The 18,324-nt window shown below is 73.6% G+C and carries 26 protein-coding genes; 15 read left to right on the forward strand and 11 right to left on the reverse strand.

Translation table 11 applies throughout. From position 1 onward, the window contains the following. The first annotated feature begins 81 nt into the window (after window positions 1-81). The 3 genes from ACLBXO_RS16535 to ACLBXO_RS16545 all read left to right on the forward strand — a co-directional run bounded on the left by ACLBXO_RS16535 (window position 82) and on the right by ACLBXO_RS16545 (window position 2,592). Complete coding sequence (locus tag ACLBXO_RS16535) at window positions 82-276, forward strand: DUF1127 domain-containing protein (RefSeq protein WP_331314436.1); 195 nt, start codon at window positions 82-84, stop codon at window positions 274-276. Window positions 277-360: 84 nt separating this feature from the next. After that, window positions 361-2,283: an ABCB family ABC transporter ATP-binding protein/permease gene (locus tag ACLBXO_RS16540; RefSeq protein ID WP_447686025.1), complete on the forward strand. Its 1,923-nt coding sequence runs from the start codon at window positions 361-363 to the stop codon at window positions 2,281-2,283. A gap of 72 nt (window positions 2,284-2,355) precedes the next feature. Continuing rightward, entirely contained in the window at window positions 2,356-2,592 is a 237-nt protein-coding gene (locus tag ACLBXO_RS16545; protein ID WP_331314432.1) for a DUF6894 family protein, read from the forward strand. A gap of 60 nt (window positions 2,593-2,652) precedes the next feature. Here ACLBXO_RS16545 and ACLBXO_RS16550 read toward each other — a convergent pair whose 3' ends face one another. Beyond that, the gene (locus tag ACLBXO_RS16550; RefSeq protein WP_447686026.1) at window positions 2,653-3,558 is read right to left on the reverse strand and encodes an NAD(P)-dependent oxidoreductase; all 906 of its coding nucleotides are present in this window, start codon (window positions 3,556-3,558) and stop codon (window positions 2,653-2,655) included. Between the two features lie 523 nt (window positions 3,559-4,081). Here ACLBXO_RS16550 and thrS point away from each other — a divergent pair. After that, on the forward strand, window positions 4,082-6,109 hold the full coding sequence (thrS, locus tag ACLBXO_RS16555) for a threonine--tRNA ligase (RefSeq protein ID WP_331318720.1): 2,028 nt from the start codon (window positions 4,082-4,084) through the stop codon (window positions 6,107-6,109). A gap of 276 nt (window positions 6,110-6,385) precedes the next feature. Beyond that, a complete protein-coding gene (locus ACLBXO_RS16560; RefSeq protein WP_447686027.1) occupies window positions 6,386-7,396 on the forward strand; it encodes a diguanylate cyclase domain-containing protein in 1,011 nt (336 codons plus the stop codon). A gap of 17 nt (window positions 7,397-7,413) precedes the next feature. Here ACLBXO_RS16560 and ACLBXO_RS16565 read toward each other — a convergent pair whose 3' ends face one another. The 5 genes from ACLBXO_RS16565 to ACLBXO_RS16585 all read right to left on the reverse strand — a co-directional run bounded on the left by ACLBXO_RS16565 (window position 7,414) and on the right by ACLBXO_RS16585 (window position 9,046). After that, a complete protein-coding gene (locus ACLBXO_RS16565; RefSeq protein ID WP_447686028.1) occupies window positions 7,414-7,848 on the reverse strand; it encodes a hypothetical protein in 435 nt (144 codons plus the stop codon). A 94-nt stretch (window positions 7,849-7,942) separates the two neighbouring features. Continuing rightward, window positions 7,943-8,176, reverse strand: coding sequence for a DUF6894 family protein (locus tag ACLBXO_RS16570; protein WP_012318900.1), 234 nt, complete (start codon window positions 8,174-8,176; stop codon window positions 7,943-7,945). Between the two features lie 141 nt (window positions 8,177-8,317). Next, a complete protein-coding gene (locus ACLBXO_RS16575; RefSeq protein WP_447686029.1) occupies window positions 8,318-8,572 on the reverse strand; it encodes a hypothetical protein in 255 nt (84 codons plus the stop codon). Window positions 8,573-8,625: 53 nt separating this feature from the next. Then, on the reverse strand, window positions 8,626-8,811 hold the full coding sequence (locus ACLBXO_RS16580) for a hypothetical protein (RefSeq protein WP_331316576.1): 186 nt from the start codon (window positions 8,809-8,811) through the stop codon (window positions 8,626-8,628). Window positions 8,812-8,845: 34 nt separating this feature from the next. Continuing rightward, complete coding sequence (locus ACLBXO_RS16585) at window positions 8,846-9,046, reverse strand: hypothetical protein (protein WP_331316575.1); 201 nt, start codon at window positions 9,044-9,046, stop codon at window positions 8,846-8,848. A 324-nt stretch (window positions 9,047-9,370) separates the two neighbouring features. Here ACLBXO_RS16585 and ACLBXO_RS16590 point away from each other — a divergent pair, with 324 nt between their 5' ends. The 5 genes from ACLBXO_RS16590 (at window position 9,371) to ACLBXO_RS16610 (ending at window position 11,870) form a co-directional block, all read left to right on the forward strand. Further along, window positions 9,371-9,838 (forward strand): MucR family transcriptional regulator, encoded by a 468-nt coding sequence (locus ACLBXO_RS16590; protein ID WP_447686030.1) that lies wholly within the window; start codon window positions 9,371-9,373, stop codon window positions 9,836-9,838. 250 nt (window positions 9,839-10,088) lie between these two features. Further along, complete coding sequence (locus tag ACLBXO_RS16595; protein WP_012318895.1) at window positions 10,089-10,364, forward strand: hypothetical protein; 276 nt, start codon at window positions 10,089-10,091, stop codon at window positions 10,362-10,364. 113 nt (window positions 10,365-10,477) lie between these two features. Next, entirely contained in the window at window positions 10,478-10,864 is a 387-nt protein-coding gene (locus ACLBXO_RS16600; protein ID WP_447686031.1) for a hypothetical protein, read from the forward strand. 283 nt (window positions 10,865-11,147) lie between these two features. After that, complete coding sequence (locus ACLBXO_RS16605; RefSeq protein ID WP_331316569.1) at window positions 11,148-11,330, forward strand: hypothetical protein; 183 nt, start codon at window positions 11,148-11,150, stop codon at window positions 11,328-11,330. Window positions 11,331-11,570: 240 nt separating this feature from the next. Continuing rightward, window positions 11,571-11,870 (forward strand): PilZ domain-containing protein, encoded by a 300-nt coding sequence (locus ACLBXO_RS16610; protein ID WP_447686032.1) that lies wholly within the window; start codon window positions 11,571-11,573, stop codon window positions 11,868-11,870. Window positions 11,871-11,955: 85 nt separating this feature from the next. On the opposite strand, the gene ACLBXO_RS16615 is transcribed toward ACLBXO_RS16610, so the two are convergent. Continuing rightward, window positions 11,956-12,174 (reverse strand): hypothetical protein, encoded by a 219-nt coding sequence (locus tag ACLBXO_RS16615; RefSeq protein WP_210383195.1) that lies wholly within the window; start codon window positions 12,172-12,174, stop codon window positions 11,956-11,958. 97 nt (window positions 12,175-12,271) lie between these two features. Here ACLBXO_RS16615 and ACLBXO_RS16620 point away from each other — a divergent pair, with 97 nt between their 5' ends. The 3 genes from ACLBXO_RS16620 to ACLBXO_RS16630 all read left to right on the forward strand — a co-directional run bounded on the left by ACLBXO_RS16620 (window position 12,272) and on the right by ACLBXO_RS16630 (window position 13,085). Further along, a complete protein-coding gene (locus tag ACLBXO_RS16620) occupies window positions 12,272-12,472 on the forward strand; it encodes a hypothetical protein (protein WP_331316566.1) in 201 nt (66 codons plus the stop codon). A 99-nt stretch (window positions 12,473-12,571) separates the two neighbouring features. Further along, the gene (locus ACLBXO_RS16625; protein WP_447686033.1) at window positions 12,572-12,760 is read left to right on the forward strand and encodes a hypothetical protein; all 189 of its coding nucleotides are present in this window, start codon (window positions 12,572-12,574) and stop codon (window positions 12,758-12,760) included. Window positions 12,761-12,842: 82 nt separating this feature from the next. After that, window positions 12,843-13,085, forward strand: coding sequence for a hypothetical protein (locus tag ACLBXO_RS16630; protein WP_447686034.1), 243 nt, complete (start codon window positions 12,843-12,845; stop codon window positions 13,083-13,085). A gap of 51 nt (window positions 13,086-13,136) precedes the next feature. Here the strand turns inward: ACLBXO_RS16630 and ACLBXO_RS16635 are convergent, their stop codons facing one another. After that, window positions 13,137-13,388, reverse strand: coding sequence for a hypothetical protein (locus ACLBXO_RS16635; protein ID WP_447686035.1), 252 nt, complete (start codon window positions 13,386-13,388; stop codon window positions 13,137-13,139). Window positions 13,389-13,812: 424 nt separating this feature from the next. Between ACLBXO_RS16635 and ACLBXO_RS16640 the strand changes: the two genes are divergently transcribed. Further along, on the forward strand, window positions 13,813-14,040 hold the full coding sequence (locus ACLBXO_RS16640; RefSeq protein WP_331316562.1) for a hypothetical protein: 228 nt from the start codon (window positions 13,813-13,815) through the stop codon (window positions 14,038-14,040). Between the two features lie 27 nt (window positions 14,041-14,067). Here the strand turns inward: ACLBXO_RS16640 and ACLBXO_RS16645 are convergent, their stop codons facing one another. From ACLBXO_RS16645 to ACLBXO_RS16655, 3 genes are all read right to left on the reverse strand, one after another. Beyond that, window positions 14,068-14,424, reverse strand: a complete 357-nt coding sequence (locus tag ACLBXO_RS16645; protein WP_447686036.1) for a hypothetical protein — start codon at window positions 14,422-14,424, stop codon at window positions 14,068-14,070. Window positions 14,425-14,587: 163 nt separating this feature from the next. Then, window positions 14,588-14,836, reverse strand: a complete 249-nt coding sequence (locus ACLBXO_RS16650) for a hypothetical protein (RefSeq protein WP_331316559.1) — start codon at window positions 14,834-14,836, stop codon at window positions 14,588-14,590. A gap of 79 nt (window positions 14,837-14,915) precedes the next feature. Continuing rightward, window positions 14,916-15,929, reverse strand: coding sequence for a hypothetical protein (locus ACLBXO_RS16655; protein WP_447686037.1), 1,014 nt, complete (start codon window positions 15,927-15,929; stop codon window positions 14,916-14,918). Window positions 15,930-16,159: 230 nt separating this feature from the next. On the opposite strand from ACLBXO_RS16655, the gene ACLBXO_RS16660 reads away from it, so the two are divergent. After that, window positions 16,160-18,271 carry a hypothetical protein gene (locus ACLBXO_RS16660; RefSeq protein WP_447686038.1) on the forward strand — a complete coding sequence of 704 codons (2,112 nt, stop codon included), beginning with the start codon at window positions 16,160-16,162 and terminating at the stop codon, window positions 18,269-18,271. Window positions 18,272-18,324: the final 53 nt, after the last annotated feature.

The raw sequence follows: 18,324 nt of genomic DNA on the forward strand, positions 1-18,324 counted from the left end.
GATTGATCCGAGATTTGTATCGGATCAATGCTCCGCCAGCAATCCCGGCCGGACTGCCTTCCCGTCACCGGATCGTCTGCGATGCAAGCCGTCACCCTGTCCTCCTCGCCCGCCGTCCCGCGTCCGACCGCGCGCCCGTCCCTGCTCCGCACGTGGCTGCGGCGGATCCGCACCCGCCGCGCCCTGGCGGCGCTCCACCCCGACCAGGCCCGCGATGCCGGCCTGGAACCCTGGGACCTGCGCGCCGAGATCGCGAAGCCGTTCTGGCGCGCGTGAGAGGGGACATGCACGCAGCGCGGGTGATCCCGCGCGATCCCGGGCCTATATGCGGGGCTCGCGACACGCTCCCCGCAGAACCCCATGACCGACAACACCGCGCCCGCGGCCGGGACGCCGATCCCGGCCGAGCGCCCCGGCCTGATCGCCACCTACCGGCGGCTCTGGCCGCATCTCTGGCCCCACGGCCGGCCCGACCTGCAGCGCCGGGTCTTCCTGGCCTTCGGCCTGCTGCTCGCCGCCAAGCTGGTGACCATGGTGACGCCGTTCACCTTCAAGTGGATCACCGACGCGCTGGTCGCCGCGGTCGGCGGCAAGGACGAGGCCGTGCCCACCGGCCTCCTCGCCGCGCCGATGCTGCTGATCGCCCTCTACGGCCTCTCGCGGATCGCCATGTCGGCGCTGACGCAGGTGCGCGACGGGCTGTTCGCCAAGGTCGCGATGCACGCGGTGCGGCGGCTGGCGCTCCAGACCTTCGAGCACATGCACCGCCTGTCCCTGCGCTTCCACCTGGAGCGCAAGACCGGCGGCCTGACCCGGGTGCTGGAGCGCGGCCGCGCCGGCATCGAGGAGCTGTCGCGCCTGATGGTGCTGACCCTGGTGCCGACCATCGTCGAGTTCGTGCTGGTGCTCGGCGTGCTGGCCTACGAGTTCAACTGGACCTACGCGCTGACCGCGTTCCTGACGGTCGCGGCCTACCTGGCCTTCACCTACAAGGCGACCGAGTGGCGGATCGCGATCCGCCGCCGGATGAACGCGTCGGACACGGACGCCAACACCAAGGCGGTCGACTCGCTGCTCAACTACGAGACGGTGAAGTACTTCGGCGCGGAAGCCCGCGAGGCCGCCCGCTACGACGAGTCGATGGCCAAGTACGAGAAGGCCTCGACGCAGACCTACGTGTCGCTGGCCGTGCTCAACGCCGGGCAGGCGGTGATCTTCACCCTCGGCATGACCGTGGTGATGTGGCTCGCGGCGCGCGACATCCTGGCGGGGCGCACGACGATCGGCGGCTTCGTGCTGGCCAACACCATGCTGGTGCAGCTCGCGATGCCGCTCAACTTCATGGGCATGATCTACCGCGAGATCAAACAGGCGCTGATCGACATCGACGACATGTTCCGCATCCTCGGGCAGAACCCCGAGATCGCCGACCGGCCGGGCGCCGCCCCGCTCGCCGTGGCGGGCGGCACGGTGCGGTTCGACGACGTGCGCTTCGCCTACAATCCCGAGCGGCCGATCCTGCGCGGCGTCACCTTCGAGATCCCGGCGGGCCAGACCGTGGCGGTGGTGGGGCCCTCGGGCGCCGGCAAGTCGACGCTCTCGCGCCTGCTGTTCCGGTTCTACGAGCCGCAGGCGGGCCGGATCAGCGTCGACGGGCAGGACATCGCGGCGGTGACGCAGGCGTCGCTCCGGGCGGCGATCGGCATGGTCCCGCAGGACACGGTGCTGTTCAACGACACGATCGGCTACAACATCCGCTACGGCCGGGCCGACGCCACCGACGCGGAGCTGCGGGAGGCGGCCCGCCTCGCCCAGATCGACCGCTTCGTCTCGGGGCTGCCGGAGGGCTACGACACCCCGGTGGGCGAGCGCGGCCTGAAGCTCTCGGGCGGCGAGAAGCAGCGGGTCGCCATCGCCCGCACGATCCTCAAGGCGCCGCCGATCCTGGTCCTCGACGAGGCGACCTCGGCGCTCGACTCCTTCACGGAGGCCGAGATCCAGTCGGCACTCGACCGGGTCAGCCGCGGCCGGACCACCCTGGTGATCGCCCACCGTCTGTCGACGGTGGTCAACGCCGACGCGATCCTGGTCCTCGATCACGGCCGCATCGTCGAGCGCGGCACCCACGCCGAGCTGCTGGAGGCCGGGGGCGTCTACGCGGCGCTCTGGGACCGGCAGCGGGAGGCCGACGCAGCCCTGGAGGTGCTCCAGCGCGCCGACGCGCCGGTGCTCCCGCCCCGGCCGGGCCACGCCGCCGTGCCGGAGACCGAGGCCGCGGAGTGACCGAAAGGCCACACGCTTTCCGCGCAGCGCGGCCGGGACGCAACCGGAAGCGGTAATCGCGGTTCTGCGGTTATGCCGCACTTCTACCTGCACATCCGGGACGGTCAGTGGCTGGTCGAGGATCTCGACGGCGCCGACCTGCCCGACCTCGACGCCGCCCGCACCGAGGCCGAGCGCTCCGCCCGGGCGCTCTTGGAGATCCAGCAGGTCGACGGCGCGGTGCTGGCCGGCCAGTCCTTCGAGATCGCCGACGCGTCGGGTCAGGTCCTGGCGGTGGTGCCGCTGAAGGACGTGCTCGGGCTGCCGTGAGATCCAGGGCGCGGGCGGGACGGCCGGGATCGACCGCCCGATGGCCCCTGCGGCCGGCCCCTACGGACGCGACCGCACCCGGACCCCGAGCAGGTCCTCGAACGGCAGCACCATGGCGCCCTTGTCCCGGTCGCCGTGACCCTGGCGCAGCGCGGTCTGGTAGGTGGCGGTGGCGGCCGCGGTGACCGGCATCGGGAAGCCGTTCTCCACCGCGACCGCCGCGGCGGCGACGAGGTCCTTGTAGGCCGCCCCCATCGGGTAGCCCTCGTCGAACTGGCCCCGGAGGATGCGCGGCACGAAGTACTGCGCCGCGTAGCTCCGGCTCGTGCCCGTCGTGACCACCTGGGCGACCTGATCCGGGTCGAGCCCCATGGCGACGGCCATCGGCAGCACTTCGGCGAGCGCCGCGATGTTGATGTCGTAGAGCACGTTGTTGATCGTCTTGGTGAGCTGGCCGGACCCGGCCGGGCCCATGTGGAGGATCGTCGTGCCGATCCGCTCCAGGAGCGGGCGCACCCGCGCGACCGCCCCGGCCGCGCCGCCGCACATCACGGTGAGCGTCCCGGCCTCGGCGCCGGCCGGCGCGCCCGAGACGGGCGCGTCGACGAAGGCGCGCCCGGTCGCCGCCACGGCGCGGCCGATTGCCAGGGCCTGGGCGTGCGCGATGGTGCTGAGATCGACCACGACCGCCCCCGGGGCGAGGCGCTCCGCCAGGGCGCCGTCCCCGAGGAGGGCCGCCTCGACGGCGTCGCCGTTCGGCAGGCACAGGAACAGCACGTCGGCGCCGGCGGCCTGGCCGGGATCGGTGGTGGCGACGAGGCCCGGCGCGGCGAGGCCGGCGAGGCGCGCCGGGTCGGTGTCGATCGCCACGAGCGTCTCGGCGTCGGAATCCCGCTTGGCCGCGAGGTTGCGGGCGATGGGGTGCCCCATCGCGCCGAGGCCGAGGAGGGCGAGGCGCGCGGCCATGCGGGTGTCCCTGTTCCGAGTGTCCGGCCGCCCGCCCGTCCCTGCGGGGGGAGGCGCCGCGCCAGCATGTCGCCGGACGGGGCCGCCCGCCAGCCCCGGCCCCGGCATTGGGGGAGGCGCGTCATCCCAGGGCCGCTCCCGATCGTGCTGCGGCGGTCAGGACGGCGGGCGTCCCCGATCGGGACATCCGCGCCGTGCCCCCTCTCCCCTGCGGGAGAGGGGACCCGCGTCTCGCACTCACGCGCCGAGACGACCCGCGGCCTTCCGATCGTGACCGTTTTTCCTATTTCGCTCTTCCTGTCCGCGGCGTCCCGCGTCCCTCGTGTGGTCTCCCGGGCCATGCCCCCGGGGCCGGACGGCGCGCGGGGACGATGACGCGCACCCGAACGGCGGACGAAGGCCAGGGATGCGTGGAGTTGCGCCGCACCGTTGTTCCCTCGCCCGAGAAATCGGTCTACACGGCCGCTCCCTCGAAACCGCTTACCTGCGCCGTATGCAGGACTGAGCCCGGAGACGCGCGCACATGCCGATTCTCACCTTCCCCGACGGCAACACGCGGGAGATCGCCGCCGGCACGACCGGCCGCACTGTCGTCGAGGGCATCGCCAAGTCGCTGGCCAAGCGCACCGTCGCCATGGCGCTCGACGGCACGCTCGCCGATCTCGACGACCCGATCGACCGCGATGCCCGCATCGAGTTCCTGGATCGCACCGACCCGCGCAGCCTGGAGCTGATCCGCCACGACTGCGCGCACGTGCTCGCCGAGGCCGTGCAGGCGCTCTGGCCGGAGACGCAGGTCACGATCGGCCCGGTGATCGAGAACGGCTTCTACTACGACTTCCACCGCGAGACCCCGTTCACGCCCGAGGACTTCCCGAAGATCGAGGCGAAGATGCGCGAGATCATCGCGCGCGATGCTCCGTTCACCAAGGAAGTCTGGAAGCGCGAGGACGTGCGGGCGCTGTTCGCCGGCAAGGGGGAGGGCTTCAAGGTCGAGCTGGTCGACGCGATCCCGCCGGGCGAGGACCTGAAGATCTACCGCCAGGGCGAGTGGTTCGACCTCTGCCGCGGCCCGCACATGACCTCGACGGCCAAGGTCGGCACCGCCTTCAAGCTGATGAAGGTCGCGGGCGCCTACTGGCGGGGTGATTCGAACAACCCGATGCTGACCCGCATCTACGGGACGGCCTGGGCGAACCAGGCCGATCTCGACGGCTACCTGCACCGGCTGGAGGAGGCCGAGCGCCGGGACCACCGCCGCCTCGGCCGCGAGATGGACCTGTTCCACTTCCAGGAGGAGGGGCCGGGCGTCGTCTTCTGGCACGCCAAGGGCTGGACGATCTTCCAGGAGCTGATCGCCTACATGCGCCGGCGCCTGCGCGGCGACTACGCCGAGGTGAACGCCCCGCAGATCCTCGACAAGGCCCTGTGGGAGACCTCCGGCCACTGGGGCTGGTACCGGGAGAACATGTTCGCCGCGCAGTCCGCCGGCGAGGAGGCCGAGGACAAGCGCTGGTTCGCCCTCAAGCCGATGAACTGCCCGGGCCACGTGCAGATCTTCAAGCACGGGCTGAAATCCTACCGCGACCTGCCCCTGCGCATGGCCGAGTTCGGGATCGTCCACCGCTACGAGCCGTCGGGCGCCATGCACGGGCTGATGCGCGTGCGCGGCTTCACGCAGGACGACGCCCACGTCTTCTGCACCGAGGACCAGCTCGCCGACGAGTGCCTGAAGATCAACGACCTGATCCTCTCGACCTACGCGGATTTCGGCTTCGACCAGATCGTCGTGAAGCTCTCGACGCGGCCCGAGAAGCGCGTCGGCTCCGACGCGCTCTGGGACCACGCCGAGGACGTGATGACCCGCGTGCTGGCCCAGATCGAGGAGCAGTCGGCCGGCCGGATCAAGACGGCGGTCAACCCGGGGGAGGGCGCGTTCTACGGGCCCAAATTCGAGTACGTGCTGCGCGACGCGATCGGCCGCGACTGGCAATGCGGCACCACGCAGGTGGACTTCAACCTGCCCGAGCGGTTCGGCGCCTTCTACATCGACGCCGACGGTGCCCGGAAGCCGCCCGTGATGGTCCACCGGGCGATCTGCGGCTCGATGGAGCGCTTCACCGGCATCCTGATCGAGCACTTCGCCGGGCACTTCCCCCTGTGGCTGGCGCCGGTCCAGGTCGTGGTGGCGACGATCACCGGCGAGGCCGACGCCTACGCCCGGGACGTCATCCGCACCCTGGAGCGCGCGGGCCTGCGGGTCGAGGCGGATCTGCGCAACGAGAAGATCAACTACAAGGTCCGCGAGCACTCGCTCGCCAAAGTGCCGGTGCTGCTGGCGCTCGGCCGCCGCGAGGCGGAGGAGCGCACGGTCTCGATCCGGCGGCTCGGCAGCCAGCAGACCCGCACGCTGCCGCTGACCGAGGCCGTGGCGGCCTTCGTGGAGGAGGCGACCGCGCCGGATCTCCGGCGCGCCGAGGCCGTCGCCGCGACGGTCCCGACCAGCGACACGGTGCTCGACGGCCACCACGACCGGCACGACGCGCCCTGACCCGCCTCCGATAGACGTCGTCCCGGGCCCCCGCGGCGGCGGCCGGGACGTCGGCGCGGCTCGACCGCGCTGACCCGTCGACCGACAGAGTTCGCGCATCGGGATCGCGGTCTCAACTTGCGGCTGGTCAATCTCGGCGCGGATCGCTCAACGCGCACGACTTTCGTCAAGGTTGGCGAAAGGAATCCCATTCTATGAAGACCGGAGACTAATTTCCGAGCCGGCACGATCCGGCGATCGCCCGACGACGCTGTCGGGCGCTTCGGGGGAGCGGCCATGGCGGCGGAGGCGGGCAGGGCGGCGGCGAGGCTGGCGCGGCGCCACCGGCAGGTGGCCTGCGACCGGCGCCAGGACGGGCTCGACCGCGGGCGGAAGCTCGGACCCGGTATCGTTCAGGCGCTGGACTCGCTGCCGCACGGCCTGTGCCTGTTCGATTCCGCCGACCGGCTGCTGTTCATGAGCGACGGGTTCCGGCGCCTGTTCGGCCCGCCCGCGAACCGGATCCGGCCCGGCATGCATGCCCGGGCGGTGGGTGCGGCGAGCGCCGCCGGGGCGGTCCCGGCCGACCGGGATCCCTGCGGCCTCTGGGCGGCGCGGCGGCGGCTCCTCGCCCGGGGCACGACCGACGCCGTGGTACAGACGCTCGCGGACGGGCGCCAGGTCGCGATCACGCTGCACCCGCAGGCCGGCGGCGGCTGGACCGCCCTGTGGGAGGACGTGACCGAGCGCCGCCGGGCGGAGTCGCTCCTGCGCTACATGGCCCACCACGACCCGCTGACCGGCCTGCCGAACCGCCACCACTTCGCGGCCCGGCTCGACCGGACCCTGGCCGACCGCGACGGCGCGCCCTGCGCGCTGCTGTGCCTCGACCTCGACGGCTTCAAGCCGGTGAACGACCGCCACGGGCACGCGGCGGGCGACGCGCTGCTGCAACGGCTGGCCGAACGCCTGCGGGCGGCGCTCGGCGCGGGGGATTGCGCCGCGCGGCTCGGGGGCGACGAGTTCACCATCCTGCTCGGCGACGCGGCGCCGGCGCCGGCCCTCGGCTTCGCCCTGCGTCTCCAGGCGCGCCTCGCCGAGCCCTACGATCTCGGCACCGGGTCGCCGATCCGCATCGGCGCGGCGATCGGGGTGGCCTGCGCGCCCCTGCACGCCACCCGGGCGCAGGACCTGGTGGAGCGGGCGGACGCGGCGATGTACGCGGCCAAGCGACTCGGCCACCCCTACCTGTGGGACGACGCGCCGGACCAAGGACCGGTCGGCCCGGGTAGCACAATCCCGGCCTGAGGCGGCCGGGACGGCCCTCAGCGCGCCTTCTCGTGCTCCGCGAGGCCCACGGCCTTGTAATCGTAGGTCGGGAAGAACTCGGTGCGGTACGCCCCCCAGGCGGTGTCCTCGAGGACGCGGTTGACCTCGCGCAGGCGGGTGGCGGGCAGCCGCAGGACGATGATCTGCCCGATCCCCATGACGACGTTCCAGGAGACGACCTCGATGCCCGGCGGCGGGAAGGCCTTGTAGAAGCCCTGCTTGGCGAGCTGCGCGTTCAGCTCCGCCAGCGGGCGGGACTGGTCGTGGCGCAGGAAGACCGTCAGCAGCACGGCGTTGTCGGCCGTCGCCGCGGCGGAGCCCGGCGGCGGGGGCGGCGCCGTCTGCGCCGTCTGCGCCGACGCCTGCCCGGCGGGACCGAGCAGCAGGAGCGCCGCCGCGAGGGGGCCGGTCAGACCTGTTGAACGTCGCATGCGATCTCCTGTCCGCCCCGCGCCGACCTCCGTCAACGCGGCCGGGCGCCGACCTTTCCCGACCTGCGCACCGGCCGCCCCCTCAGCCGCGCCCTCAGCCGCCCTCGACATCGTAGGAGAGCCGCAGGCGCAGGCGGACCGCGCCCTGCTCGTCGCGCACGGCGATCACGTAGTCCTGCCGCTCCATCGGATCGGTCAGGCCCTGCGCGAGGCGGGTCAGGATGCGCACCGCCTGCGCCCGCGCGGCGGCGAGATCCGGAAGATCGAAGCCGTCGCGGTCGCGAACCAAGTTGGCGCCGTCGTGGAGGTCGATGAAGTATCGGGGCACGGATGCGAGCTCAGCGAGCGCCGGAGCCCGCAAGAATCTGTCTCCGCTGTTTCTACGTAGTTTCCGGAGGGCTGCAATCCGGGGTCGCCCGTGTCGCACCCTCAGACGGGGCCGCTTGTAAGCCGGGGCCCGCGGGCGGCGTCAGCTTCCCAGCAGGCTCTCGGCGAAGTCGTCCGGAACGGTCCCGAACTGGCCGAGGATCGTGATGCCCTCGAGCTCGCCGGTCTCGTCGTCGGCCACGACCTTGAGGGCCGCCGCGCCCGGCATGCGGGCGGCCAGCGCCTCCGCCTTCTTGAGGGCACCGAACTCGCTCTGCGCGGGCTCCTGGCGAGCCGGGCGCAGGCGGTTCCGGTGCAGCTCGAACGGCTGCACCAGATAGGTGGTCTTCAGGGTCATTCCGGCCTCCTCGACGCGGCGGGCGGCCGCGAACGGACCGCGGCGCGGTCCGGCTACAGGCTGCGGGTGGTCACCCCGAGGGCGAGCAGGACGTAGGCGCCGATGAAGAACCATTGCCGGTGCGCCACGACGGTCTTTCCGACCATCGGGACGCGCGTGTACAGGCTGGCGACGGCGAGGCCGATCAGCACGGCCGACACCAGGAACGTGAGCAGGCGCGGGGCGGAGAGCGTGGGCATGCCCCATGCTCCGTCCGGCACGCTTACCGAACCGTTACCGGTCGAGGCCGGGCACGAGCGGGCGATAGGCCGTCAACGGCCCCTGGGTCCCGGGAAGCAGCCCGACCTCGGCGAGCCAGAGGACCATGATCGCCCCGGCCAGCAGCGTCGCCAGAGAGGCCAGACGCCCGGTCCACCGCCGCAGGACGAACATGGCGACCACGACGGCCAGCAGGGCGACGAGAAGGGCGAGCATCAGCATGGTCGGGCCATGCCACGGCCGGGCCGCCGCGTCACCGCGGATCACGGCGGAATACCCCACCCGCCGGCGCGCTCCGGCTTCGGCTCCGCCAGATGCACGTTCTGGTCGTTCCGCAGAGTGGAAACACTACCGCAGTCGATAGGCGCCCCCGGGAGGCGCTCGGAAATACTCTGCCGGAAATCGCCAGAACTACGTGTCCGCTCTCCGCGGAAGGCACCCCAATCATGCACCGGAAGCGGCCCACCACCGGTTTTGTAACTTGCATTCAGTGCTCAAAAGTAGCAGATCCCGGGTGAGGGGCACACCAGGAATCTTGCAGTGACAGAAGAAACCACAGGGCCCAACTCCAACTTCATCGAGCTGGCGGGCGATATCGTCGCCGCCTACGTGTCGAACAATCCGGTCCCGGCCGCCGAATTGCCGGCTCTGATCGCGCGCGTGCACGGCGCGATCAGCGGGCTCGTCACCGGGACTCTGACGGCGGAGATCGGGGCGGCTCCGCAGGCCGAGGTCGAGAAGCCGACCGCGGCCCAGATCCGCAAGTCGGTCCGGCACGACGGGATCGTCAGCTTCATCGACGGCAAGACCTACAAGACTCTGAAGCGCCACCTGACCAGCCACGGCCTGGATCCGCGCAGCTACCGCGACCGCTACGGCCTGCCGGCCGATTACCCGATGGTTGCCCCGAGCTACGCCGAGCAGCGCTCCGCCCTCGCCAAGGCGATCGGCCTGGGCCAGCCCGGCGCCATGGCCGAGCGCGAGCGCAAGGGCCGCAAGGCCGCCTGAGCGTGACGACCACCGGGGGCGCCCCGCCGGGGCACCCCCGTAACGATGCGCCGCGGAGCCCGGCGCATCGTGCGGCCGCGTCCGGCCTCCCCCGGAGCGCCGGCCGCCGCGCGGCCCGAGACCGCGCCGAGACCGTTGCATCACGGCCACACACGCCCAGGACATCGCGGGACACGGACAAGCTGCCACACTCTGCACAAAGCTGATGCGCACGCCGGAACCCGAGGATGCTACCGAAGGGGCCGGCGAGATGAAGCGAGAGCAGACGATGACGAGTTCGGTCGTGCCGTTCCCGGCGCATATCGCGCCCGCGGTCGTGGACGAGGACACCGCGTCGATCATCGCCGTGTTGCAGGACCAGCTGGCCCTGGCCCGCGAGGGCCGCCTGCGCTCGGTGGCGGTCGTCTCCGTCTCGGCGGACGGCGAGGCGATCGGCACGCAATGGTCCTGCAAGGGCTCCGACATCAGCAACCTGATCGGCAAGCTGACCGTGCTGACCCACGACCTGATGGCCGCCCGGAAGTGACCGGGCGGCAGTGACCGGCCGGGTCTGACGGAGCCGCGGCGAGGGGCGGGCACGGCTCGCCCGCTGCGGCGTTCCTGAGGCGGGTCCGGCCTCGGACCGAAGGAAGGCTCCGGATGAGTCGCGCTCTGCTGTTCGCCATCCTCCTGGCCGCGGCGCCCCTGACGGGCGCGGCCCGGGCCGCCGAGGGGGCGGGCGACGCCGAGCGCGACGTCAAGCGCGCCGAGACGATCCAGGGACTCGTGCGGATCGTCGGCGCGCAGGCCGGCATCGTCCTGTACTGCCGCAGGCTCTACACCATCGACGACGCGGTTTCCGAAGGTCTGTCGCGCACGGTGCGCCGAGCCCTCGACGCGGCCCTCGGCCACCCGCGCGCGCGGGACGCCATCGCCGAGGAGGGCCGGCGGGTCGCCGACGAGATCGCCGCGGTCGGCGCGGAGCAATGGTGCGCCGACCAGCGCGACATCCTCAACACCGACGGCGTCCGCGTCTTCGTCGACTGACCGGGCCGGATCCCGTCCCGGGGTCCCGCCCGCGCGGCCGCCGGTCGAAGGCCCCTCGCAAATGGCGGCCCCGGCGGCGCGCCCGCGGCGAGTCCTGCGTCCAAGTCAGACGAAGGCGGCATTCCGGCAACTGTTCCGCAATGCAGAACAGATTAGCGCCTTGTTCACCGCGTCCTCGTCTGTCATGTTTCGAAGACGGAAGAGCCTGAACAGATCAAGCCGGTCGCACTCGTCCGTTACAAGAGCCCTGAAGGGCCGCGAGACCGGCGCAGAAGGAAACGCCATGTCTCGACCGATTGTTCTGGCTCTCGCCCTCGTCCTCTGCGGGGCCGCCGTGACGCTGTTCGCCTTCCTGCGCGCACCCCAGTCGCGGGAATTCGCCGGGTGGGACGTCGCCTTCATGGGCGGCATCGGGGCCGTCGCGCTGGGCTTCCTCACCACCCTCGTCGAGGTCGTGACCGGGTAGGTCGCCCCCGCGGCAGGGCTCGGACCGCCGCTACTCCGACCCGGCCCGCCTCCGCTCCTCCGGATTCGTCGCCCCCGCTCCCCGGCGGGCGGCGAAGCGCCGCGCACGCGATCCGGCCGGGCCCGCACGAAGAACTCGGAATTCACAGGGACGCGGGCATCCCGACAATTCGAGGCATTTCCCAAACCCCGCGTGAACCCGGGTGGCCGATCCTGTCGGGCAGAGGTTCTCGAGGCGGTGATGTTCGAACGACGCAGCGCTCCACGCACGCTTCTCAACGAGACCGGCAGCATCTCGGTCGACGAGCATCGCAGCTTGCCCTGCATCGTCTACGACCGGTCCGCCGGCGGCGTGCGGGTCGCCCTTCCGGACGCCGAGATCGTCCCGGACAGCTTCATCCTCAGCATCGACGCGAGCAACGAGATCCTCGTCTGCCGCGCCATCTGGCGCAAGGCGGAGGAGATCGGCGCCACGACCGACATCCCCGAGACGGCACGGTTGGGCCGCGTGAATCTCTGGCGCGAACTCGAAGCGACCTGACAGGCGCCTTCGGCGGCTCATCCGGCAGCCGGCGGGGGCCTGCCGTCGTGGGACTCGAGCGGCGCCGGCCGGGCGGCGCCGCGCGTCATTCCCAGTCGATGTTGAGCGAGCGCTCGAAGGCGGCCGCGGACAGCTCCTTGCCCTTCGGATCGGCGACCGTGATCTCGCGGAAGCCGCGCCGGGCCAGCTCCCAGGTCTTCTCCATCGCCTGCTCGTCCGTCCCGCAGGCGAACGTCATGACGCGCCCGGACGGATCAATCCCCTTGACGGTGAACACACCACTCTCCCTGCTCGCACCTCCCATATAGAGCCGCGAACGGCGGCGCGCCTCCCGACCTCGTGACGGAGTCCCGGGACCCGCGCCCGCGCCGTCGCGTTGGTTGAAGGCAGGGAGAGATCGCATGACGCGCGCGCCCGAGACCGCAGCCCCGACGAGCCGCAGCCCGGAGCCCCCCGAGGCGGACGGGATCCCGACCGAACGCGGCGACGCGGCGGCCGGGGCCCTGCCGCCGGCCACGGTCCCGACCGAGGATCCCGAGGTCGGCCTCGCGCAGAAGGGCAGCGGGGAAGACGCCGTCATCCGGCGCGAGACCGCGATCTGACCGGTCGCGCCGAGGCGCGGGCGATCCCTGGACGCCGCCCCCTGTGCGATGCACAAACGGGCCGGCCGCCCGCGGATGGCGGCCGACAGGAGACCACGCGTGGCTCAGGGCATGGTACGGCTCTCGGGCCACGCGGTCGCGACCCGGAGCCGCGACGTCGCCGGGACCGGTCTCGAACAGGTCCGGACGGTCTTCGGACGCTTCGTCGGAGCGGCGCGCCGCGCACCCGACATGGTCCGCACCACCCCGGCGCGGGGGCGGGACGCCGCCGGGGAGGCCGCGCGCTGAGCGGGCGCGTTGCGCGGCCTCTGGGCGAGTGGCCGGCGGCCCTGCGCGGCGCTGCCGGCCGTGTTCGGACGCGGAGTTGGAGATGATGTACGGGGAGGTTGGCCGCCTGGCGGATGAGAGCCTGCGGCTGGGCCTGAAACAGGCCGAGAACGCCGTCCTGCTCGCGATGGCGGCGCAGTACGCGTGGGCCGATCTGTGGCTCGAGGGGTATCGCGCGGCGGGGACCGCCTTCAGCTCCGAACGCGATCAGCGGGCGCGGACGCGGCGGCTGATCCGTCGCGGCGTGGCACCCGCGGTCGCTGCGCAGGCGTTGCACATCGTCTGAGCGGTGGCCGGGGACGGAGCCGCCCGGGGCGCTCCGTCCCCGGCAGCGGGCTCAGCGGCTCGCCTCGACGGCGGCCTGGACCATCGGTCGGCCGAGGGACGAGACCGTCCGATTGACGGTCGCCGGCGCGGCGACGGGCTGGGGCGTGGTGGTCAGATCGTGGATCGCGCGGATCTGCTGGGCGGGCCGGGCCTGATCGCGGTAGAGCGGCGGCGTCAGGTGCAGGCAGTCGTCGGCGGCGGCGAGGCCGGTGAAGGCGGCCGAGGTGAGCGCGGCCGACGCGAGGATGAGGATCGTGCGCATGGTGCGTCTCCGGTTCGATCGCGGTGTCGACCGCGGGATGCGATCGACCGGCGCATGAGACCACGGATTTGTGCGGCGCGGCATGCATTTTGCGCATTGCACCATATCGCCATGACGGCACGGTATTGCAGTGTTTCCCGGCCATTCGGAGCCGCGAATTCAGGCCCCGCTCGCGCGCGCCATGCAATCGATGCAAATGAACTAAACTTCCACCGGCGCGTTCTCAAATCAAACTTGAGGAGCGCGTGATTTGTTTTTCGCGCGCGCCGCCGGACCGGTCGAAACCGCCGGGCGAGGGTGCGCGTTGCTGGCGTCGCGGCCCGAGTCACGACTCAGAGACCGCGGTGCCAGATCCGCGTCACACGGGCACGGTAGAACCCCCACATCCCGCGGACGTAGCCTGCGAAGCACCCCGAGAGCGCCGATGACGCCCTCCGACCTCGACAGACGAGCCGAACTGACCATCTGGCCCAAGGGCGCGCCCGGCCACGCCGCGGAGGGGCGGCCCTTCGCCACCCTGCGCGAGGCCCTCGCCGTCGCGATTGCGGCGATCGAATCCGGCGAGGCCCAGCCCTGGATCATCACCGAGGCCGGCGACGTCCTGTCGCCGCGCTGGATCCAGGCGAATTCGCGGGCGCGGGCGCCGCACTAGCCGGCGTCACGCGGTGTCCGGTGCGGGTCAGCAGCCGATGCAGATGTCGCGGACCACGTGCTGATGCCGCTGGCCGGTGCGCTGGTTCGGGAGCTGTCCGTCGATCGACGAGAGCCCGCTGCCCAGGGCCCGGAACCGGCGCTCGACCGCCGGAACAGAAGCGGCCCTGACCGGCGCGGGCGGCTCCGCGGCAGGAGCGGCGGTCGGTGCCGCCGTCGGAGCGGGCCCGGGCGCCGAGTTAGCCATGCCGGGATCGGGCAGGGTCAGGGCCATGCCCGGCACCGGCGGGACCTGCGCGAACTCGCCCGCGCGACCCGGCAGGGGCGCGGCGACCAGAAGCGCGACGGCCGGGACCGCGACGACGCGCCGGTTCAGCGGATGCATCACACTCTCCTGCCTCGGGAGCCGGCACGCCACGGACCCCGTGCCCCTGGGTCATCGCCGGATCGGCCCCCGTTCCGACGGCGGGAACGGGGCCGGCCCCGGTTGTGCGCGGCGGAGCGGGGCACCGCCACTCATCCATTCGGCGGAGCGTGCGCCGGAGGGCTCAGTAGGCCCGGCCGTAGAAGGGCTGCGAGACCGGGCGATAGCGGTCGCTCACCGGCCACGTGTAGGGCTGCTCCTTGCCGGTGCGCAGGTCCGAGCGGAACTTCGGCTCGTTGAAGCCGATCCCGTGCATTCCGGCCGCGCCCTTGGCGCCGTGGGCCCGGGGCCCGGCCTCGCGCGCCAGGGCAGCGCCCGAGACGGCGATAACGAGAGCGGCCGCGAGCGAGACGCGGCCCAGCATGACGTTCATCTCTGACTCCTGTCCCGGCCGAGGTGCCGGAACAGAAGGAACGGCAGCGGTTCGGCCCGGTTCCGCGTCCGGAGACCGCTCAGAACCCCGGACCGAGGCAGGCCTCGGCGACGAGTCCGCCGCAGAGGTCGCCGGTCCGGACCGGCGCGGCCGCCGCGCCGCCGATGCCGGCACCGCCGATCGACCCGCCCCCGGCCGGCAGCGCGCGGGCCGCCTGGGCCGGGTCGTCCGCGGGCGTCCCGGCAATCCCGGCGATCCCGGCGCCGCCCGTGCCGGTACCGCCCGCCGCGGCAACCGTCTCGGCCGCGGCCCCGCTCGCCACCGACCCGGTCCCGAGCCCGAACAGCCCGAACAGCCCGAACAGCCCGCCGGTGGACAGGGTGGCGCCGGTCGCGCCGATACCCGACGCGCTGGCCACGCCGCTGCCGACACCCGTCGACGCTTCGACGCCGGTCGAGCGTGCCGCGAGCGAGGTCCCGAGGGTCCCGGCGGCGTTCAGGCCCGTGCCCACACCCGTGCCGATCCCTGTGCCGACGCCGGTTCCTGAGACCCCGGTGCCGAGGGCGAGGCCCGCGCCGCCCCCGAGCCCGCCCGTGCCGAGGGTCGACGTCGGGAGGCTGCCCGTGCTCAGGCCCAGGCCCGAGCGGGAGGCGCCGCCGAGCCCGCTGCGGGCACCGGTGGCGCCGATCGTCCCGCCGGTCCCGGAGGTCGTGCCGGTGACACCGGCACCGCCCGTCGCGGTGGATCCCAGGCTGCCGAGACGGCCCGCGCCGCCCGAACCGGCGGCCGAACCGGCGGTCGCGGTGCCGAGCGTCGTCCCGGCCGAGAGGCCGCCCGACGCGCCGATGCGGCCGCCGCCTCCGCCGCCGCCGCCGCCGAAGCTGAGCTGACCGGCATTCACGAGGCCGCCGGTCTGCGCCGAGACGGTCGGGAAGGGCCCGGTGGTGGAACTGCCGCCCAGGCTGAGCTGGCCGGGATTGGCGATGGGGGTGATCGGCTCCAGCGCGGCCGAACTCGGCACCGTCGCGGTGGCCGACAGGCTCTGCGCCCCGGCCGGAACGGCGATCGGAAGCAGCAGGGCGGCGGCGAGCATGGACCGGATGGCGCGCTCCTCAGGCGGGGGACGGCGGCGAGGGCCGGGCGGACGGGGTATGGCTCGGAAACCGGAGGGTGTCCGGCCGGTTCCGGCGGCGCAGGGACGCGGCGCGGCGGTGGCGCCCGGGGAAAGGAGGCGGCCGGCCTTCATGCTGCCGGAAAGGCGGTGTGCTCTGGGCGCCCGACCCGCCCCGACCTGCGCCCCGACCTGCGCCAGAACCCGCGATCGTGCCGTTGCCCGAAACCCTCGCCCACGGCCTGCGCAGCGCCGGCTGGCTCGCCGGCCTGCCGGCCCTCGCGCTGATCTGGGCGAGCGCGACCCTCTACGCCGCCCCGCGGATCGCCGACGGGCTCGCCGCGGAGGGCGCGGTGATCGCCGCCGGCACGGCCACCGCCACCGGCGAGCCGTGGCTGCGCCTGGAGGCCAGCGGGCGCGACCTCGTGGCCGCCGGCGAGGCGCCGGACGTCGCCGAGCGCGCCACCGTGCTGTCCCGCCTCGCGGCCCTCGACGGCCCGCGCCGCATCGTCTCCGAACTCGGCATCGTCGAGACCGCCGCGCCGTTCCAGTGGGCGGCGATCCGCACGGGTCAGAACCGGATCGCCCTGGAGGGCAGCCGCCCGGTCGAGATCGGCCGTCGCGCCCTGGAGGCGCGGATCAGCGGCGCCCTCGATCCCGGCACCGGTCTCGACGACACCGCCCGGGCCGCCCGGGGCGCGCCGCCGGACTTCGCCAGCGCGGCCGCGTTCCTGGCGGCCCGGCTCTCCGGCCTCGCCAAGGGCGGCCGGGCGGCGCTCAGCGACACCGTGCTCAGCCTGTCGGGCGAGGCCCTCGACGTGCCGGCCTACGAGGCCCTGCGGGCGGCCCTGTCGGACCCGCCGGAGGGGTTCAGCGTCGGGCGGATCGAGGTCCTGCCGCCCAAGGTGGCTGCCTACCGGTTCGCCGTGGCGAAATCGGCCCGGGGCATCGTCCTCGACGGCTTCGCCCCCTCGGCGGCCGACCGCGAGACCGCCCTGCGCGCCGCCACCGAGGCCGCCGCGGGCGGCACCGTGGAGGACCGGCTCCTGGCCGCCCGGGGCCTCGACCCGGCGATCGACCCGAAGCGCCTCATCGCCTTCGCGTTCCAGCTCGCCGCGCTGATCCAGTCCGGGCAGGTCGTGTTCCGGGACGGGGCGGTCTCGGTGACCGGCGACGCCATCGACGGGCAGGCGCTCCCCGACGCCGAGGCGCTGATGCGCGACGACCGGCCCGCCGGCGTGGCGGCCGGGCGGGTGGCGCTCACGGCGCGGCCGCTCTCGCCCTACCGGGTGGCGATCCGCCGGACCGCCGACGCCGTGACCCTCACCGGCCACCTGCCGGACGCGGCGACCCGGGAGCGCGTGCTCGCCGCCCTGCGGCCGCGCCTGTTCCGGGAGCCGGTCATCGACCGCACCCGCCTCGCCGACGGCGCCCCGCCGGAGCTCGGGGACGCGCTGGCCGCCGCCGCCCCGCTGGTGGCGAACCTCGCGGACGGGACCGTCTCGGTCTCGGACCGCGCCCTGACGCTCACCGGCGAGAGCCTCTACCGGGGGGGCGCCGCCCGCACCCCCGACCGGCTCGCCGAGGCCCTGCCTCCCGGCTGGACCGCGCAGGCCAGCGTCACGGCCCGGGACGCGGCGGAGCGGCGCGATCCCGCCACCTGCCGCACCGACGTCACCGCCACCCTGGCGGGGGCGGACCTGCACTTTCCCCCGGGCGGCGCCGTGCTGACACCCGCCTTCTACCCGACCCTCGACGCGCTGGCCGCCCTGGCGAAGACCTGCCCGTCGCTGCGCGTCGCGGTCTCGGGCCCCGCCGACCCGGCCAAGCCGCCCGCGACCCCGGCCGCCAGGCCGGCGCCGGGGGAGGGCGCGACCGCCGAGCCGACCCGGGTCGCCGACGCCGCCAAGCCGGGGGCCGCGGCCAGGCCGGGCCCGGCCGCCAAGGAGGGCGCGAAGGAGGCCGCGAAGGAGGCCGCGACGCATACGGCCAAGGGCGCGGCCAAGGACGGGGCCAAGGACGGGGCCAAGGACGGGGCCAAGGACGGGGCCAAGGACGGGGCCAAGGACGGGGCCAAGGACGGGGCCAAGGACGGGGCCAAGGGCGCGGTCAAGGACCGGGGCAAGGACCGGGGCAAGGCCGAGACCGGCAAGGCGGCGGCGAGGAAGCCCGCCGAGGCTCCCGAGGAGCCGCCGGTCGACCTGCCGCGCCTGCGCGCCCAGGCGGTTGTCGAGTATCTCCTCCAGGCCGGGGCCCGGCCGGAGCAGGTCACGGCCGGGCCGGACGGGCCGGCCGGCCCCGTCGTCTTCGCGCTGCTGCCGTGAGGGACATCCGCTCCGCCGCGCGCCCGCCGGCCGGGCCGCGCCCATCGGCGCGC

Source organism: Methylobacterium sp. C33D (assembly GCF_053345825.1).

Coding starts and splice junctions, on each gene's coding strand:
- ACLBXO_RS16535 (WP_331314436.1), top strand. CDS start 82: ATGCAAGCCGTCACCCTGTCCTCCTCGCCCGCCGTCCCGCGTCCGACC.
- ACLBXO_RS16540 (WP_447686025.1), top strand. CDS start 361: ATGACCGACAACACCGCGCCCGCGGCCGGGACGCCGATCCCGGCCGAG.
- ACLBXO_RS16545 (WP_331314432.1), top strand. CDS start 2,356: ATGCCGCACTTCTACCTGCACATCCGGGACGGTCAGTGGCTGGTCGAG.
- ACLBXO_RS16550 (WP_447686026.1), bottom strand. CDS start 3,558: ATGGCCGCGCGCCTCGCCCTCCTCGGCCTCGGCGCGATGGGGCACCCC.
- thrS (WP_331318720.1), top strand. CDS start 4,082: ATGCCGATTCTCACCTTCCCCGACGGCAACACGCGGGAGATCGCCGCC.
- ACLBXO_RS16560 (WP_447686027.1), top strand. CDS start 6,386: ATGGCGGCGGAGGCGGGCAGGGCGGCGGCGAGGCTGGCGCGGCGCCAC.
- ACLBXO_RS16565 (WP_447686028.1), bottom strand. CDS start 7,848: ATGCGACGTTCAACAGGTCTGACCGGCCCCCTCGCGGCGGCGCTCCTG.
- ACLBXO_RS16575 (WP_447686029.1), bottom strand. CDS start 8,572: ATGACCCTGAAGACCACCTATCTGGTGCAGCCGTTCGAGCTGCACCGG.
- ACLBXO_RS16580 (WP_331316576.1), bottom strand. CDS start 8,811: ATGCCCACGCTCTCCGCCCCGCGCCTGCTCACGTTCCTGGTGTCGGCC.
- ACLBXO_RS16585 (WP_331316575.1), bottom strand. CDS start 9,046: ATGCTCGCCCTTCTCGTCGCCCTGCTGGCCGTCGTGGTCGCCATGTTC.
- ACLBXO_RS16595 (WP_012318895.1), top strand. CDS start 10,089: ATGAAGCGAGAGCAGACGATGACGAGTTCGGTCGTGCCGTTCCCGGCG.
- ACLBXO_RS16600 (WP_447686031.1), top strand. CDS start 10,478: ATGAGTCGCGCTCTGCTGTTCGCCATCCTCCTGGCCGCGGCGCCCCTG.
- ACLBXO_RS16605 (WP_331316569.1), top strand. CDS start 11,148: ATGTCTCGACCGATTGTTCTGGCTCTCGCCCTCGTCCTCTGCGGGGCC.
- ACLBXO_RS16610 (WP_447686032.1), top strand. CDS start 11,571: ATGTTCGAACGACGCAGCGCTCCACGCACGCTTCTCAACGAGACCGGC.
- ACLBXO_RS16615 (WP_210383195.1), bottom strand. CDS start 12,174: ATGGGAGGTGCGAGCAGGGAGAGTGGTGTGTTCACCGTCAAGGGGATT.
- ACLBXO_RS16620 (WP_331316566.1), top strand. CDS start 12,272: ATGACGCGCGCGCCCGAGACCGCAGCCCCGACGAGCCGCAGCCCGGAG.
- ACLBXO_RS16630 (WP_447686034.1), top strand. CDS start 12,843: ATGATGTACGGGGAGGTTGGCCGCCTGGCGGATGAGAGCCTGCGGCTG.
- ACLBXO_RS16635 (WP_447686035.1), bottom strand. CDS start 13,388: ATGCGCACGATCCTCATCCTCGCGTCGGCCGCGCTCACCTCGGCCGCC.
- ACLBXO_RS16640 (WP_331316562.1), top strand. CDS start 13,813: ATGACGCCCTCCGACCTCGACAGACGAGCCGAACTGACCATCTGGCCC.
- ACLBXO_RS16645 (WP_447686036.1), bottom strand. CDS start 14,424: ATGCATCCGCTGAACCGGCGCGTCGTCGCGGTCCCGGCCGTCGCGCTT.
- ACLBXO_RS16650 (WP_331316559.1), bottom strand. CDS start 14,836: ATGAACGTCATGCTGGGCCGCGTCTCGCTCGCGGCCGCTCTCGTTATC.
- ACLBXO_RS16655 (WP_447686037.1), bottom strand. CDS start 15,929: ATGCTCGCCGCCGCCCTGCTGCTTCCGATCGCCGTTCCGGCCGGGGCG.